Origin of the sequence: Streptomyces venetus (assembly GCF_039540295.1) — a bacterium.
GTDB classification, from domain to species: Bacteria; Actinomycetota; Actinomycetes; order Streptomycetales; family Streptomycetaceae; genus Streptomyces; species Streptomyces venetus.
Map to the genome: position 1 here is coordinate 805,165 of NZ_BAABET010000002.1, position 15,402 is coordinate 820,566.

Sequence of the window (15,402 nt, forward strand, 5' to 3'; positions counted from 1 at the left end):
CTAACAGGCAGCGCAAAGGGTCAGTGTAGCCACTTGGCACACTGATGTCCAGTGCGGGTTCTGGAACCCGTGTTCACCCTCGTTGTTCCACTCCTGCGACAAGGCGCTGCCCTCAACGCACGTTGATACTGCCCTCTTCGTCGTCGATCCATGCCTCGGATTCGGATCGTTGTGACGACGCGTCCTGAGAATTGCGCGCTGCGTGCGGTTCGTCAAGGCCCCCCTGCCCGAACCGGGGCCTCCCCAGAGACACGACGAAGATCACCATACCCCCCGCCACTGAGGGTGCAAGGCAACCGTGGCCGCACCCCCGGAACGCCGAAGAGCGACCACCCGGATGGATGATCGCTCTTCCGCGCTTACGCGTTACACGTCCAGGGGGACGTGTCGTGGATCCTGACGGATCCGGGAGGTCTTACTTGACCTCGACGGAGGCACCGGCGCCCTCGAGGGACTCCTTCGCCTTGTCGGCGGCCTCCTTGTTGACCTTCTCCAGAACCGGCTTCGGCGCACCGTCGACCAGGTCCTTGGCCTCCTTCAGGCCGAGGGAGGTCAGCTCACGCACGACCTTGATGACCTGGATCTTCTTGTCGCCGGCACCGGTGAGGATGACGTCGAACTCGTCCTTCTCCTCAGCGGCCTCGGCAGCGGCGCCACCAGCGGCACCACCGGCGACGACGACCGGCGCGGCAGCGGCGGCGGTGACGTCGAACTTCTCCTCGAACGCCTTCACGAACTCGGAGAGCTCGATGAGGGTCATCTCCTCGAACTGCGCGAGCAGGTCTTCCTGGCTGAGCTTCGCCATGATGGCGGTCCTTCCACTAATTCGGCAGGTGCCGGATGTACATGTGAGGCGGGCGTACTACTGGCCCGCGACGGCCTCCGCGTTCAGGCAGCGGGGGCCGGGATGCGAGCCGAGTTACTCGGCACCGCCCTGCTCGTCCTGCTTGGCACGGAGCGCGTCCACGGTGCGGACGAGCTTCGACGGCAGCGCCTGGAAGACAGAGGCAGCCTGGGACTGCTTGCCCTTCATGGCACCGGCCAGCTTGGAGAGCAGAACCTCGCGGGACTCGAGGTCCGCAAGCTTCTTGATCTCGTCGGCGGACAACGCCTTGCCGTCAAGGACGCCGCCCTTGATGACGAGGTTGGGGTTGTCCTTGGCGAAGTCACGGAGACCCTTCGCCGCCTCGACCGGGTCACCGGTCACGAAGGCGACGGCCGACGAACCCGTGAACAGGTCGTCGATGGTGTTGATCCCGGCCTCGTTGGCCGCAATCTTGGTCAGCGTGTTCTTCGCCACACGGTAGTGCGCGTTCTCACCGAGTGAACGACGCAGCTGCTGGAGCTGCGAGACGGTGAGACCGGTGTACGCGGTGACGACAGCGCCGTTCGAGTTGCGGAACTTGTCCCGCATCTCCTCGACGGCATCGACCTTGTCAGGCCTCGCCATGAGCCTCGGCCTCCTTCCGGGTGATTCGGACCGCGCGGACCCGAAGGAGGACTGGGGAAAACGAAACGCCCCGGCGCAGGCGCACGGGGCGTAGCTCGACCGGTTGTCCACACGCACAGGGCGGCGGTCTCCGGGAACTCTTCCAGTATCACCTGCGCGGGTCGTCCGCCGTTCAGCGGATCCTTCGGCCACCGCGCCCTCATCCGAGCACGCGGTAACGACCAGCGGTCTTTGGCTTCTGCAAGAGAGTACGGGAACGGGTCGCCGTCAAGCAAATCCGCCCGTACGAGGTCGGTGCGGGGCGGATCAGGCCTGGTCCAGCTCCTTGAACATCTCGGCGAGATCCGCGACGTCCTTGGCCGGCGGGGCCGTGACGGTCACCGGCTTGTTGTAGTCGAGGAAGGTGATGGTCATGTCGAGCGGGCCCTTGTCGGCGTCGCCCTTCATGCGGAACTGCTTGGTGTGGTCGTCGCCGTCGACCCACATGTCCATCGTGAGCTCGTCGACACCGAGCTTCTCGTACTGCTTGATGCTCTTCTCGCGCCGCTCGCGGGTCTGCGCCTTCTCGTCCTCGAGGGAGACGCGCAGGTCCTTGAGGGTGACCGTGCCCGTGTAGTGGGTGGTCTCGACGCCGTCGACCTTCTCGGCGCCGACCTTCTTCACGTCCTTGGCCCCGGTGAGGAAGCCGGACTCCGCCGCCGGGTTCTTCTCGGCCTGGCTCGTGGACCCCATCTGGTCCAGGTCCTTGCCCGCGTCGGAGCCGGACAGGTCGAACTTCAGCCAGGACTTGCCGTCCATCTCCTTGGCCGCGTCGGCTCCCCCACCGAGGTACATGGCCTTGTCGACGACGCGGATCTCCACGGCCTCGCCGGCACCCTTGTCGGGCGTCGTCATCTTCATGCTCATGGCGACCGAGGGCTTCAGGCGCATGGCGGCCTCGCCCTTGACGCGCCCCTCCCCCGGCGCCGTGCCGCTCAGGCGGTACCGGAGGGACGTGATGTCCTCGGTGTTCTTGGCGGCCTTGGCGACGGCGGCCGCGGGCGTCATCTCCGGCGACTCGGTACCGCAGCCGACCGCCCCCGCGGCGAGCAGCAGCGCGCCGAGACCCGCGGCAGGTATGGATGTCCTCATTGATTCCCCCCAAGGAATACATGATTGCTTCACAGCAAGGCCGCGAGCCTATCCCCAGAGGGCACAAGTGATCTATCGGATTTGGCGAAGGGCGGTTCGAACCGGGCCACCGGCATACGTACCGGAAAAGGGAACGGGCCCCGCACCTGTGAGAGGTGCGGGGCCCGTGACCGGTTGGGTGAGCTGTCAGGCTCAGACCGCGGCCGGGTCCTCCTCGACGAGGAGGTTGCGGGTGCGGTTGGAGTCGAGCGGAATGCCGGGGCCCATCGTGGTGCTGATGGCGGCCTTCTTGATGTAGCGACCCTTGGCGGCGGACGGCTTCAGACGGAGGATCTCCTCCAGCGCCGCGCCGTAGTTCTCCACCAGCTTGGTGTCGTCGAACGACGTCTTGCCGATGATGAAGTGCAGGTTCGAGTGCTTGTCGACGCGGAACTCGATCTTGCCGCCCTTGATGTCGTTGACAGCCTTGGTGACATCGGGGGTGACGGTGCCGGTCTTCGGGTTCGGCATCAGACCACGCGGACCGAGCACACGGCCGAGGCGGCCGACCTTGCCCATGAGGTCCGGGGTGGCGACGACGGCGTCGAAGTCCAGACGGCCCTTCGACACCTCGTCGATGAGCTCGTCGGCGCCGACGATGTCGGCGCCCGCGGCACGAGCGGCCTCGGCACGGTCACCGGTCGCGAAGACCAGGACCCGGGCGGTCTTACCGGTGCCGTGCGGGAGGTTCACGGTGCCACGGACCATCTGGTCGGCCTTGCGCGGGTCGACACCCAGGCGGAAGGCGACCTCGACTGTGCCGTCGAACTTGGTCGTGGAGGTCTCCTTGGCGAGACGGACGGCCTCGAGCGGGGCGTAGAGCTTCTCCCGGTCGATCTTGGCGTCCGCAGCGCGGAGAGCCTTGCTGCGCTTGCTCACAACTGCTCCTGTGTGTTCTGAAAGGAGTCGTGGTACGGGCCGAGCAGGCCCTGCCACTTCTGCTTGGTGTACGAGGGGGGTGGGGCTCAGCCCTCGACCGTGACGCCCATGGAACGGGCGGTGCCGGCGATGATCTTCTCGGCGGCGTCCAGGTCGTTGGCGTTGAGGTCGGGCATCTTGGTCGTGGCGATCTCACGGACCTGGTCACGCGTGATCTTCGCGACCTTGGTCTTGTGCGGCTCGCCGGAGCCCTTCTCGATGCCCGCGGCCTTCAGGATCATCTTGGCGGCCGGCGGGGTCTTGGTGATGAAGGTGAAGGAACGGTCCTCGTAGACCGTGATCTCCACCGGGATGACCCAGCCACGCTGCGACTCGGTCGCGGCGTTGTAGGCCTTGCAGAACTCCATGATGTTGACGCCGTGCTGACCCAGCGCGGGGCCGACCGGCGGGGCCGGGTTGGCGGCACCGGCCTGGATCTGGAGCTTGATGAGCCCCGTGACCTTCTTCTTCTTGGGAGGCATAGCTCTCCGGGTCCTTTCGATTCGGGTCCTGCCCGCATTCGGGGACCACCCGGACGCAGGCATACCGCACAACGATAACGGGTATAGATGTGCGGCCAAAAACCGCGCAGGTCAGACGGACGCTGGAGCGATCGCCTGACCTGCGCGGAAGCAGTGAGTCCAGAAGCGGTCAGTTCTTCTGGATCTGGTCGAAGGAGAGCTCGACCGGCGTCTCGCGGCCGAAGATCTCGACGAGACCCTTGACCTTCTTCGAGTCGGGGTTGATCTCGTTGATCGTCGCCTGCAGCGTGGCGAACGGGCCGTCGGTGACGGTGACCGAGTCGCCGACCTCGAAGTCCAGCACCTGGACCTCGACCTTGCGCTGCGGAGCGGGCTTGCCCTCGGCCTCGGCGGCCTCGCGGGCGGCCTTCTCCTCGGCCTCGGGGGCGAGCATCTTGACGATCTCGTCCAGCGTCAGCGGGTACGGGTCGTAGGCGTTGCCCACGAAGCCGGTGACACCGGGGGTGTTGCGGACGACGCCCCAGGACTCGTTCGTCAGGTCCATACGGACCAGGACGTAGCCCGGGAGCTTGTTCTGCTTGATGTTCTTCCGCTCGCCGTTCTTGATCTGGACGATCTCTTCCTCGGGCACCTCGGCCTGGTAGATGAAGTCCTCGACGTTCAGCGAGACGGCGCGCTGCTCCAGGTTGGCCTTCACGCGCTTCTCGTAGCCCGCGTAGGTGTGGATGACGTACCACTCGCCGGGCAGGCCCCGCAGCTCCTCGCGGAGCTTCTCGATCGGGTCGCGGTCGTCCTCGGGCTCTTCCTCGGCCTCTTCGCCGGCCTCGGTCTCCGCCTCGGCGGTGTCGTCCGCGGCGGCGTCGGCAGCCTCGGCCTCGGTGGAGGCGTCGGTGTCCTCGCTGTCCGCGCCCTCGACGGTGTCGAGCTCGTCCTCGACGGACTCGACAGGCTCGATGGCGTCGTTCACGTTCGGGTCAGACACGGTGGCTGCTTCTTCCTGGATACATAGGGGTGGAACATGCGAAAGGAGCGCCGGGTACCTCGGCGCTCTTCGCTGGCTGCTCAGCCGAACACGTACTTGGCGGCGTGGCTGAGACCATAGTCGATCACGGTGACCAGGCCGATCATGATGACGACGAAGATGATCACCACTGTCGTGTACGTCGTCAGCTGGTTGCGGGTCGGCCAGACGACCTTGCGCAGCTCCGCGATGATCTGGCGGTAGAAGAGGGCAAGGCGCTTCAGCGGGCCCTTCTTGCCGCGCTTGCCACCCTTGCGGGCCTTCTTCGACTCCGGCGCCTCGTCCTGGGCATCAGGCATGTCGATGGAGCCCACGGCGTCCGTCACTCGTCCTCACCTGATTCCGGGTCGTGGCCGTGCCGCGCCCGGTCTGAGCCGCACGGCGGTGCATTGCTGTACGTACATGCGCACACATCCTGGCGAAGGAGTGTGTAGCAGGGCCGGAGGGACTTGAACCCCCAACCGCTGGTTTTGGAGACCAGTGCTCTACCAATTGAGCTACGACCCTTTGTGTGTCCCCCAACGTACCGCATACGTCCGGATGCTTGGTGTGCACCCAGTGAGCGCGGGCTGCTGAAGGCCAACGAGGTGAGAGTGTACGTGGTCCACGGCCGGGCGTCGAACAGAAAGGGGCCTCAGGAGGCCTCGTCGACGGAAGATCGCCTGGGAATCACCCGGGAAACGGGCCGCGTGCGGCCGGGATTCGACGGAAGATCGACCTGGCGGTGTGGGCGATCCGCACTGTTGTTCAAGGGTTTGCCCGAGGTTGTTCAGTCTGTGAAACCCCCGTGCCACGCGCGTTTCCGGTCTGAAACGATGGGGCCCATGAGCCCTGCAACCCCTCCCACCGAGCGCCGGGTCTCCGCCCGAGTCGGCGCGATCTCCGAGTCCGCCACCCTCGCCGTGGACGCCAAGGCCAAGGCCCTCAAGGCCGCCGGGCGGCCGGTGATCGGCTTCGGCGCCGGCGAGCCCGACTTCCCGACCCCGGACTACGTCGTCGAGGCCGCGATCGAGGCCTGCAAGAACCCGAAGTTCCACCGCTACACGCCGGCCGGCGGTCTGCCCGAGCTGAAGGCCGCGATCGCCGCGAAGACGCTGCGTGACTCGGGCTACGAGGTCGACGTCTCGCAGATCCTCGTCACCAACGGCGGCAAGCAGGCCATCTACGAGGCCTTCGCCGCGATCCTCGACCCGGGCGACGAGGTCATCGTGCCCGCGCCGTACTGGACGACGTACCCGGAGTCGATCCGGCTGGCCGGCGGTGTCCCGGTGGAGGTCGTCGCCGACGAGACGACCGGCTACCGGGTGACCGTCGAGCAGCTGGAGGCGGCCCGTACGGAGAAGACGAAGGTCGTCCTGTTCGTCTCGCCGTCGAACCCGACCGGTGCGGTCTACGGCGAGACCGAGACCGAGGCGATCGGCCGCTGGGCCGTCGAGCACGGTCTGTGGGTGATGACCGACGAGATCTACGAGCACCTGGTCTACGGCGACGCCTCCGCCGTGTCGCTGCCGGCGGTGCTGCCCGAGCTGCGCGACAAGTGCGTCGTGGTGAACGGTGTCGCGAAGACGTACGCGATGACCGGCTGGCGGGTCGGGTGGATCATCGGCCCGAAGGACGTGGTCAAGGCCGCGACGAACCTCCAGTCGCACGCCACGTCCAACGTGTCCAACGTCGCCCAGGCGGCCGCGCTGGCCGCCGTCTCCGGTGACCTGGACGCCGTCGCGACGATGCGTGAGGCGTTCGACCGGCGCCGCAAGACCATCGTGCGGATGCTGAACGAGATCGACGGCGTGGTGTGCCCGGAGCCGGAGGGCGCGTTCTACGCGTACCCGTCGGTGAAGGCGCTGGTCGGCAAGGAGATCCGGGGGCGGCGGCCCAAGGACACGGTCGAGCTGGCCGCGCTGATCCTGGAGGAGGCCGAGGTCGCGGTGGTGCCGGGTGAGGCGTTCGGTACGCCCGGGTATCTGCGGCTGTCGTACGCGCTGGGTGACGAGGACCTCGTCGAGGGCGTGAGCCGGATCCAGAAGCTGCTGGCGGAGGCCAAGGACTGAGGCTTCCGTTCCGGTCCGGGGCACATACCGATCTCGGTATGTGCCCCATTTGTTTGTGCGAGCAAGACCACTAATGGGGAAACGGCTACCGGGACGGCTGAGACGTACGGCAGGATCCTGGGATGGAGCGTGTACGTGATGTCTCTGAGCTGCCGAAAGCCCATCTGCATCTGCACTTCACCGGGTCGATGCGGCCCTCGACCGTGCTGGAACTGGCCGACAAGCACGGGGTGCGGCTGCCCGAGTCGCTGACCGAGGCGCTGGTCGGCGGGGAACCGCCGAGACTGCGGGCGACGGACGAGCGGGGCTGGTTCCGGTTCCAGCGACTGTACGACGCGGCCCGCTCGTGCCTGCGGGAGCCGGAGGACATCCAGCGGCTGGTGCGGGAGGCGGCGGAGGAGGACGTACGGGACGGCTCGGGGTGGCTGGAGATCCAGGTCGACCCGACGTCGTACGCGCCGCGGCTGGGCGGTCTGATCCCGGCGCTGGAGATCATCCTGGACGCTGTGGAGACGACGTCCCGTGAGACGGGGCTCGGTATGCGGGTGCTGGTCGCGGCGAACCGGATGAAGCATCCGCTGGACGCGCGGACGCTGGCCCGGCTGGCGGTGCGGTTCGGCGACCGGGGGGTCGTCGGCTTCGGTCTGTCGAACGACGAGCGGCGGGGTATGGCGCGGGACTTCGACCGGGCGTTCGCGATCGCGCGGGAGGGCGGGCTGCTGTCGGCGCCGCACGGGGGTGAGCTGACCGGGCCGTCGTCGGTGCGGGACTGCCTGGACGACCTGGGGGCGAACCGGGTGGGGCACGGTGTGCGGGCGGCGGAGGATCCGCGGCTGCTGCGGCGGCTGGCCGAGCGGGGGGTGACGTGCGAGGTGTGCCCGGCGTCGAACGTGGCGCTGGGGGTGTACGAGAAGCCGGAGGACGTGCCGCTGCGGACGCTGTTCGAGGCGGGTGTCCCGATGGCGCTGGGCGCGGACGACCCGCTGCTGTTCGGCTCCCGGCTCGCCGCGCAGTACGAGATCGCGCGGCGGCATCACGGGTTCACGGACGAGGAGCTGGCGGAACTGGCCCGGCAGTCGGTTCGGGGGTCGGCGGCTCCGGAGGATGTGAAGACGAAGCTGCTGTCGGGGGTCGACGACTGGTTGCTGTCGTAGGGCGTGCCGGTGGGGGGGTGGGTCGGGGCCGCGCCGGGGGGTGTCCGTCCTCGGAACGGCGCGACCAGGTCACCTACCGACTCACTGGCGTCACACGCGCCGCCCACTGCGGGCGGACACCCCCCGACACGGCCCCTTACGTGCGTCGGCCGCTGCGGGCGCATCCGCCCCAGCTGCGGGCAGTCGTGCCGCTGGGGCGGCACGGGTGGGCGCAGCGGCACCCCGCCACGCCGGGCTGCGCAACACCCCGCCCCGGGCACCGACGCCGAGCACCTCGCACCGCTGCTGCGGGCAGTCGTGCCGCTGGGGCGATGGGGGTCCTCCCTGCTCGAGCGAAGCCGAGAGCTTGGGGGAGGGTGGGCGCAGCGGCACCCCGCTACGCCGGGCTGCGCAACGCCCCGGCCTCGGCCGGCACGGGCACCACCACTGACGACTCGTCGGGGTCGTCTCAGAGACTGACGCCGACGGTCACCGGCTCGTTGACCAGGGTGATTCCGAAGGCGTCGCGGACGCCTGCCACGACTTCGCGGGCGAGGGTGAGCAGATCCTCGGTGGTCGCGCTGCCCCGGTTGGTGAGGGCCAGGGTGTGCTTGGTGGAGATGCGGGCGGGGCCGTCGCCGTAGCCCTTGGTGAAGCCCGCCTTGTCGATCAGCCAGGCCGCGGAGGTCTTGGTGTGTCCCTCGCCGGCCGGGTACGCGGGAGGCTCGGTCTCGGCGCCGAGGCGCTGCTTGGCGCGCGTGCGGAAGATCTCGAAGTCCGCGTCCGTGAGGATCGGGTTGGTGAAGAAGGAGCCGGCCGACCAGGTGTCGTGGTCCTCGGGGTCGAGCACCATGCCCTTGCCGGCGCGCAGCTTGAGCACGGTTTCGCGCGCCGACGCGAGCGGGACCCGGTCACCGGGTTCCACCCCGAGGGCGCGGGCCGTCTCGGCGTACTTGAGCGGGCCGGAGAGGCCGCCCGCGTCCTCCAGCCGGAAGCGGACGCGCAGCACCACGTACCGCTCGGGGTCGGACTTGAAGCGGCTGTGGCGGTAGGAGAAGGCGCAGTCCGCGTTGGCCACGGTGACCGTCTCGCCCGTGCGGCGGTCGTAGGCCACGACCTCGGTGATCGTGGAGGAGACCTCCTGACCGTACGCGCCGACGTTCTGGATGGGGGTCGCGCCGGCCGAACCGGGGATGCCGGCCAGGCACTCGACGCCAGCCAGGCCCGCCTCCACCGTGCGGGCGACGGCGTCCGTCCATACCTCGCCGGCCGCCAGTTCCAGCGTCGTGCCGTCGAGGGAGAAGCCCTTCGTGGCGATGACGAGGGCGGTGCCGTCGAAGCCCTTGTCGCCGATGACCAGGTTCGAGCCGCCGCCGATGAGCAGCAGCGGCGTGCCCGTCTCGTCTGCTTCGCGTACGGCGGCGATCACCTCGTCGTCGGTCGTCGCGGTGATCAGCCGGGTCGCGGGGCCGCCCAGCCGGAAGGTGGTCAGCGGGGCGAGGGGGGCGTCGTGGAGTTGCTGCACGGGCTCAAGAGTACGAGACGGCTGTGACAGGCCCGGGCAGGCGTGTGTCCTTCAGGGCAGCCGCCGGAACGCCTCGGACCAGGAGAGCGGGAGGTCGTCGCTGCTTGCCCGCCATGTGGTGAAGGTCGCGTCCGCCATCTGCGGGGCGAGGCCCCGGGCGGCGGGTTTGTGCGCGCCCGCGCGGACGAAATCGTCGAGCGCGGCCTTCGACTCCCAGGCGGACAGCGTCCAGAAGGTCCGGCGCAGTGGCTTCGCCTTCAGGCTCGCTCCGTAGGCGCCGGGGCTGCGGCGCACCTGCCGCCAGACGCTGGGCGTTCCGGCGAGGAACTTCACAGCTCCCCACAGGGTGCGGGTCTCGAAGCGGGAGGCGAAGACGAGCACCTCGGTGTCGCGGGGCGGGGGGTTCGGGACGGTCCAGGGGAGGGTGGGCATGGTGGCTGCTCCTTCATGAGTCCTTCGGGGTGAGCCTTCGGGGTGAGCAGAGTTTTCGGGGTCAGTGAGAGGCCGTTTCCAGAACCGGCTCAGGGGCGGGCGGGGTCGCCTGCCGCTCCGTACGGCGGCGCGTCGGAATCAGCAGGGCCGCGATGCCCGCGAGGGCGACCACCGCGGAGCCCACCACGAGCGCGGGCCGCATGCCGTCGACGAAGGTCTGGCCGGTCTCGTATCCGCCCTGGGCCGCGAAGATCGACGCCATGACGGCGATGCCGAGCGCTCCGCCCACCTCGCGCAGGGCGTTGTTGGCACCGGAGGCGATGCCCTGCTCCTGGGGCCGGACGCTGGACATCACCAGGTGTGAGGCGGGGGCGAAGAACAGCGCCATGCCGACGCCGCTGATGATCAGGGCGGGCAGCTGGGAGACGTAGGAGGCGTCTGCCGTGGCGACGACCGACATGTAGCCGAGTCCCAGGGCCTGGAGGAACAGGCCGGTGGCGACGACCGGGCGGCCGCCGACTCGGTCGGCGAGGATGCCGGCGATCGGCGCGACCAGCATCGGCATGCCGGTCCAGGGCAGCATCCTGAGGCCCGCCTCGGTGGGCGAGTAGCCGAGGACGCCCTGCATGTACTGGCTGAGCAGGAAGATCGAGCCGAACATGCCGAGGAACATCAGCAGGCTCGCCGCGTTGATGCCGGAGAAGGCCCGGGAGCGGAAGAGCCGCATCGGGAGCATGGGGTTGGCGGCGCGGGTGCTGTAGAGGACGAAGCCGGCGAGCAGCGCGGAGCCCGCGAACAGGCCCGTCAGGACCAGCGAGCCGGTCCAGCCGTCGGCGGGGCCGCGGACCAGGCCGTAGACGATGCCGAAGAGGCCGCCGCTGGCGAGCAGGGTGCCGGGGACGTCGAGCGGGGCTCCGGTGCCGTGCGACTCGGCGAGGCGGAGGCGGGCGAGCGGTATCAGGGCCAGGCCCAGCGGGACGTTCAGCCAGAAGATCCACTGCCAGGAGAGGTGTTCGGTGAGGGTGCCGCCGACGAGCGGGCCGGACGCGACGGCGAGTCCGTTGACGGCTCCCCAGATGCCGTACGCCATACCCCGCTTGGCCACGGGCACGGCCGCGGTCAGCAGGGTGAGGGTCAGCGGCATCATCACCGCGGCGCCGGCGCCCTGGACCGCGCGGGCGGCGATCAGGGAGTCGATGCCGGGTGCCATGGCCGCCGCGGCGGAGGCTCCCGTGAAGACGGCGAGTCCGGCGACGAAGAGCCGGCGGCGGCCGAAGCGGTCGCCGAGGGCGGCGCCGAACATCAGCAGGACGGCGAAGGTGAGCGTGTAGGCGCTCACGGTCCATTCCAGGTCGTGCAGGGCCCCGCCGAGGTCCTCGCGGATGGAGGGCAGGGCGGTGGTGACGACGAGGTTGTCGAGGGCCGCCATGAATCCGGCGACGCTGGTGATGACGAGGGCCCAGGCGGCTCCTCCGCGACGTGCGGTCTGCTCTGACATCGCTCCTCCAGGAGTGATTCCCGTGATCGATTAGTTATTGATTACTAACTTTCGAGGTCATACAAAGGCCCGGCACCTTCAACCATGCTCGTCAGCTCTCGGGCGCCGACGGGTTGAACCCCGCCCAGACCCGGTGATCGGCCGGGAAGCCCATGGCCACCAGGCAGTTGATGAGCATGCCCTGGGCCATGAAGGCCGTCGTCTCATTGGCGTCGGCACCCAGCGGCAGGTGGACGGTGTCCCACAGCCGCATCCAGCCCGTGCGCACGGCCTCGCCGAACTCGCGGTCACCCTCCTGCTCGGCGGCCGCCACCGCGAGGTACATCTGCATCTGCATCATCAGCCGCTCGGGCTGTTCGGAGACGGTCTTGATGTACGCACCGCCCATGGCGTGCAGGGCCTCCTCGCCCTCCAGCCCCTCGGCGGCCTCCGCGAACATCCGGATGGTGTCCTCGACGCACCGCTCGGCCGCCGCCAGGAAGATCGCCTTCTTGCCCGGGAAGAGCCGGAAGAGGTACGGCTGCGAGACGCCGACCCGGCGGGCGATCGCCTCGGTCGACGTGCCGTGATAGCCGCCACGGGCGAACTCGGCCGTCGCCGCGCGGATGACGCTCTCGCGCCTCTCCTCTGCACTCATCCTGGCCATGAAATTAAGTTAGTACTCAATCACTAACTATGTCAACAGGGCACTCGCCCCTGTGTACGCGTAAGGGGCGCTCGCCATGGCGTGCGCCCCTTACCGCGTGTCCTCGCCGTCTCAGGCCAGCCGTACGACCGCTCGTGACATGCCCAGCACCTTCTGTCCGGCACTGGTCGCCGTCAGGTCGACGCGGACGGTGTTGTCGTCGAGCTTCGCCGCGACCTTGCCGGCGACCTCGATCACGGCGCCCTGGTCGTCGTTCGGGACGACGACGGGCTTGGTGAAGCGGACGCCGTACTCGACGACCGCGCCCGGGTCGCCGGTCCAGTCGGTGACCACCCGGATCGCCTCGGCCATGGTGAACATGCCGTGCGCGATGACGTCCGGCAGGCCGACTTCCTTGGCGAACTTCTCGTTCCAGTGGATCGGGTTGAAGTCGCCGGAGGCACCCGCGTACTGGACGAGTGTCGCGCGGGTCACGGGGAAGGTCTGCGCGGGCAGTTCGGTGCCGACCTCGACGTCGGCGTAGGAGATCTTCGCGGTCATGGGGTCGCTCACGCCTCCTCGGCCGCGCGGGCCACGAGCTTGGTCCAGGCGGTCACGACGTGCTCGCCGGCCTCGTCGTGCACCTCGCCGCGGATGTCGACGATGTCGTTGCCCGCGAGGGACTTGATCGCCTCGATGGTCGAGGTGACCGAGAGCCGGTCGCCGGCGCGGACCGGGCGGCGGTAGGCGAACTTCTGGTCGCCGTGCACGACGCGGCTGTAGTCCAGGCCGAGCTGGGGGTCCCGGACGACCTCGCCGGCGGCCTTGAAGGTGATCGAGAAGACGAAGGTCGGCGGGGCGATGACGTCGGGGTGGCCGAGCTCCTTGGCGGCCTCCGCGTCCGTGTACGCCGGGTTGGCGTCCCCGACCGCCTCGGCGAACTCCCGGATCTTCTCCCGGCCCACCTCGTAGGGCGCGGTGGGCGGGTACGTCCGCCCCACGAAGGACTGGTCGAGCGCCATGCCCGGCACCTCCTGTTGCTCTACTGAACGGTACGGGTGGCTCAACGACGCGAGGCCGCCCCCGATTACTCGGGAACGGCCTCGCGTACGAGCCTGTTTTATCGCGTCTCGCGGTGCGCGGTGTGCGCGTTGCAACGCGGGCAGTGCTTCTTCATCTCAAGACGGTCCGGGTTGTTACGCCGGTTCTTCTTGGTGATGTAGTTCCGCTCCTTGCACTCCACGCAGGCCAGCGTGATCTTCGGGCGGACGTCGGTGGCAGCCACGTGAGTGCTCCTTGACGAACGGATGGGAATGGTTTAACGCAAGAAAGAGTAGCCGATCGAAGGACCGACCCCGCAATCGGCTACTGTCAGTAGCGGTGACCGGACTTGAACCGGTGACACAGCGATTATGAGCCGCTTGCTCTACCGACTGAGCTACACCGCTGCGATGCGATCGAGCCCCGCCTCGCGACGGGAACCGTTCACACCAGAGCCCCAAAACGGAATCGAACCGTTGACCTTCTCCTTACCATGGAGACGCTCTGCCGACTGAGCTATTGGGGCGAGCGATGAAGACATTACACGCTCGGCAGCCGTTCGCCCAAATCCGTTTCGGGGGTCCCGGCCGGGACGTTCGCATCGTCCTCCCAGCCGCCTCGCGCGTGCCTCCCGTTCCGCACAGCGGGCCACACCGGTACGACTATTGCGCTCCTCCCCGCGACGGGCGGGGGGCCGTCCTAGGCTCGACTCACTCTGAGTGATCATGCGTCCTGAGTGATCATGCGTCCCCGCGTGCGCAGCCCGAGCCCCTGGAGCGCGATGCCCGACAGCCAGCCGCAGCCACCGCAGCCCTCGTCGTCCTCACCGGGTCCGGCCGACCCCTCGCCGCTGCTGCTGTGCGGGGCGCGGCTCACCGACGGCCGGACGGTGGACGTCCGGCTGGGCGGCGGACGCATCGAGGCGGTCGGTACGGCCGGCAGCCTGGCGGCGGGCGGCACGCGCGCGTGCGGGGCGCGGGTGGATCTCGGCGGCTATCTGCTGCTGCCGGCCCCGGCCGAGCCGCACACCCACGCCGACACGGCCCTGTCGGCCGACACCGAGGGACCGGTCTCGTACGAGCCCCGGGACGTGCAGCGCCGGGCCACCGAGGCCGCGCTGCTCCAGCTCGGGCACGGAACGACGGCGGTGCGGGCCCACGTGCGCGTGGGGGACGTCCAGGGGCTGGGCGCGCTGGCGGCAGTGCTGCAGGCGCGGCGGGCGCTGCGGGGGCTGGCCGAGCTGACCACGGTGGCGATGCCCCGGGTGCTGACCGGGGCGGCCGGGGCGGACGGTCTGGCCATGCTCCGGGACGCGGTGAAGATGGGCGCCTCGGTGGTGGGCGGCCGGCCGGACCTCGACCCGGATCCGGCGGGGTACGTGGAGGCGGTCCTGGAGGTGGCCTCCGAGCACGGCTGCCCGGTCGACCTGCACACGGACGCAGGGGATCCCGCCCGGCTGGCCCGGCTCGCGGCGATGGCGGGCGGGCTGCGCCCCGGGGTGTCCCTCAGCCCGTGCGGCGATCTCGGCCGGCTGCCCTCCGAGGTGGCCTCGCGGACCGCGGACCAGCTCGCGGCGGCCGGGGTGTCGGTGGTGTGCCTGCCGCAGGGCGGCTGCGGCGGTGTGGACCGGCGGGGCGCGGCTCCCGTACGGCTGCTGCGCGCGGCCGGGGTCCGGGTGGCCGCCGGGAGCGGGGCGCTGCGGGACGTGTCGAACCCCGTGGGGCGCGGCGACCCGCTGGAGGCGGCGTTCCTGCTGGCCTCCCGCTACGGTCTGGCCCCCGAGGAGGCGTACGACGCGGTGAGCGGTTCGGCGCGTGCGGTGCTGGGGCTCCCGGAGGTGCGGGTGGAGGCGGGCTTCCCGGCCGAGCTGCTCGCGGTGCGCGGGGACCGGCTGGCCGGGGCGTTGTCGCTGGGGTACAGCCGGGTGGTGGTGCATCAGGGGCGTGTGGTGGCGCGGACCAGCGCGGTGCGGGAGTACTGCAGTTCGGCGGCCTCGGTGGAGCTGGGCCTGCCGCGGCAGGGGCGAGGGGACGTGTCGTAGAGCCCGGGCGGGTGG

The 15,402-nt window shown here is 69.4% G+C and carries 17 protein-coding genes and 3 tRNA genes; 3 read left to right on the plus strand and 17 right to left on the minus strand.

What is annotated here, in order from left to right:
• Positions 1-415: 415 nt before the first annotated feature.
• From rplL to ABEA82_RS08610, 8 genes are all read right to left on the minus strand, one after another.
• The gene (rplL, locus tag ABEA82_RS08575) at positions 416-805 is read right to left on the minus strand and encodes a 50S ribosomal protein L7/L12 (RefSeq protein WP_003998852.1); all 390 of its coding nucleotides are present in this window, start codon (positions 803-805) and stop codon (positions 416-418) included.
• Between the two features lie 114 nt (positions 806-919).
• Positions 920-1,450, minus strand: a complete 531-nt coding sequence (gene rplJ, locus ABEA82_RS08580) for a 50S ribosomal protein L10 (protein WP_003992328.1) — start codon at positions 1,448-1,450, stop codon at positions 920-922.
• A 306-nt stretch (positions 1,451-1,756) separates the two neighbouring features.
• Positions 1,757-2,581: an SCO4651 family lipoprotein gene (locus tag ABEA82_RS08585; protein WP_345660757.1), complete on the minus strand. Its 825-nt coding sequence runs from the start codon at positions 2,579-2,581 to the stop codon at positions 1,757-1,759.
• A gap of 192 nt (positions 2,582-2,773) precedes the next feature.
• A complete protein-coding gene (rplA, locus tag ABEA82_RS08590) occupies positions 2,774-3,499 on the minus strand; it encodes a 50S ribosomal protein L1 (protein WP_003992326.1) in 726 nt (241 codons plus the stop codon).
• A gap of 86 nt (positions 3,500-3,585) precedes the next feature.
• The gene (rplK, locus tag ABEA82_RS08595) at positions 3,586-4,020 is read right to left on the minus strand and encodes a 50S ribosomal protein L11 (RefSeq protein WP_003992325.1); all 435 of its coding nucleotides are present in this window, start codon (positions 4,018-4,020) and stop codon (positions 3,586-3,588) included.
• A 169-nt stretch (positions 4,021-4,189) separates the two neighbouring features.
• Positions 4,190-5,002, minus strand: a complete 813-nt coding sequence (nusG, locus tag ABEA82_RS08600; protein ID WP_345660758.1) for a transcription termination/antitermination protein NusG — start codon at positions 5,000-5,002, stop codon at positions 4,190-4,192.
• Between the two features lie 80 nt (positions 5,003-5,082).
• Positions 5,083-5,367: a preprotein translocase subunit SecE gene (secE, locus tag ABEA82_RS08605; protein ID WP_003992323.1), complete on the minus strand. Its 285-nt coding sequence runs from the start codon at positions 5,365-5,367 to the stop codon at positions 5,083-5,085.
• 108 nt (positions 5,368-5,475) lie between these two features.
• Positions 5,476-5,548, minus strand: a tRNA-Trp gene (locus ABEA82_RS08610).
• 317 nt (positions 5,549-5,865) lie between these two features.
• Here ABEA82_RS08610 and ABEA82_RS08615 point away from each other — a divergent pair.
• Entirely contained in the window at positions 5,866-7,092 is a 1,227-nt protein-coding gene (locus ABEA82_RS08615; RefSeq protein ID WP_345660759.1) for a pyridoxal phosphate-dependent aminotransferase, read from the plus strand.
• Between the two features lie 122 nt (positions 7,093-7,214).
• Positions 7,215-8,246, plus strand: a complete 1,032-nt coding sequence (locus tag ABEA82_RS08620) for an adenosine deaminase (protein WP_345660760.1) — start codon at positions 7,215-7,217, stop codon at positions 8,244-8,246.
• A 448-nt stretch (positions 8,247-8,694) separates the two neighbouring features.
• Here the strand turns inward: ABEA82_RS08620 and ABEA82_RS08625 are convergent, their stop codons facing one another.
• The 9 genes from ABEA82_RS08625 to ABEA82_RS08665 form a co-directional block, all read right to left on the minus strand.
• The gene (locus tag ABEA82_RS08625) at positions 8,695-9,780 is read right to left on the minus strand and encodes a UDP-N-acetylmuramate dehydrogenase (protein ID WP_345661003.1); all 1,086 of its coding nucleotides are present in this window, start codon (positions 9,778-9,780) and stop codon (positions 8,695-8,697) included.
• Between the two features lie 21 nt (positions 9,781-9,801).
• Positions 9,802-10,182, minus strand: coding sequence for a DUF3291 domain-containing protein (locus ABEA82_RS08630; RefSeq protein ID WP_345660761.1), 381 nt, complete (start codon positions 10,180-10,182; stop codon positions 9,802-9,804).
• Between the two features lie 61 nt (positions 10,183-10,243).
• On the minus strand, positions 10,244-11,680 hold the full coding sequence (locus ABEA82_RS08635) for an MFS transporter (protein ID WP_345660762.1): 1,437 nt from the start codon (positions 11,678-11,680) through the stop codon (positions 10,244-10,246).
• Positions 11,681-11,771: 91 nt separating this feature from the next.
• Entirely contained in the window at positions 11,772-12,326 is a 555-nt protein-coding gene (locus ABEA82_RS08640; RefSeq protein WP_345660763.1) for a TetR/AcrR family transcriptional regulator, read from the minus strand.
• Between the two features lie 111 nt (positions 12,327-12,437).
• A complete protein-coding gene (locus tag ABEA82_RS08645; RefSeq protein WP_345661004.1) occupies positions 12,438-12,866 on the minus strand; it encodes a MaoC family dehydratase in 429 nt (142 codons plus the stop codon).
• An 8-nt stretch (positions 12,867-12,874) separates the two neighbouring features.
• Positions 12,875-13,327 carry an FAS1-like dehydratase domain-containing protein gene (locus ABEA82_RS08650; protein ID WP_345660764.1) on the minus strand — a complete coding sequence of 151 codons (453 nt, stop codon included), beginning with the start codon at positions 13,325-13,327 and terminating at the stop codon, positions 12,875-12,877.
• A gap of 98 nt (positions 13,328-13,425) precedes the next feature.
• Positions 13,426-13,590 (minus strand): 50S ribosomal protein L33, encoded by a 165-nt coding sequence (gene rpmG, locus ABEA82_RS08655; protein WP_003948671.1) that lies wholly within the window; start codon positions 13,588-13,590, stop codon positions 13,426-13,428.
• 90 nt (positions 13,591-13,680) lie between these two features.
• Positions 13,681-13,753: transfer RNA gene (locus ABEA82_RS08660), tRNA-Met, on the minus strand.
• 46 nt (positions 13,754-13,799) lie between these two features.
• Positions 13,800-13,872 (minus strand) — tRNA-Thr (locus ABEA82_RS08665).
• 255 nt (positions 13,873-14,127) lie between these two features.
• Here ABEA82_RS08665 and ABEA82_RS08670 point away from each other — a divergent pair.
• Positions 14,128-15,387, plus strand: coding sequence for an amidohydrolase family protein (locus ABEA82_RS08670; RefSeq protein ID WP_345661005.1), 1,260 nt, complete (start codon positions 14,128-14,130; stop codon positions 15,385-15,387).
• The last annotated feature ends 15 nt before the right edge of the window (positions 15,388-15,402 follow it).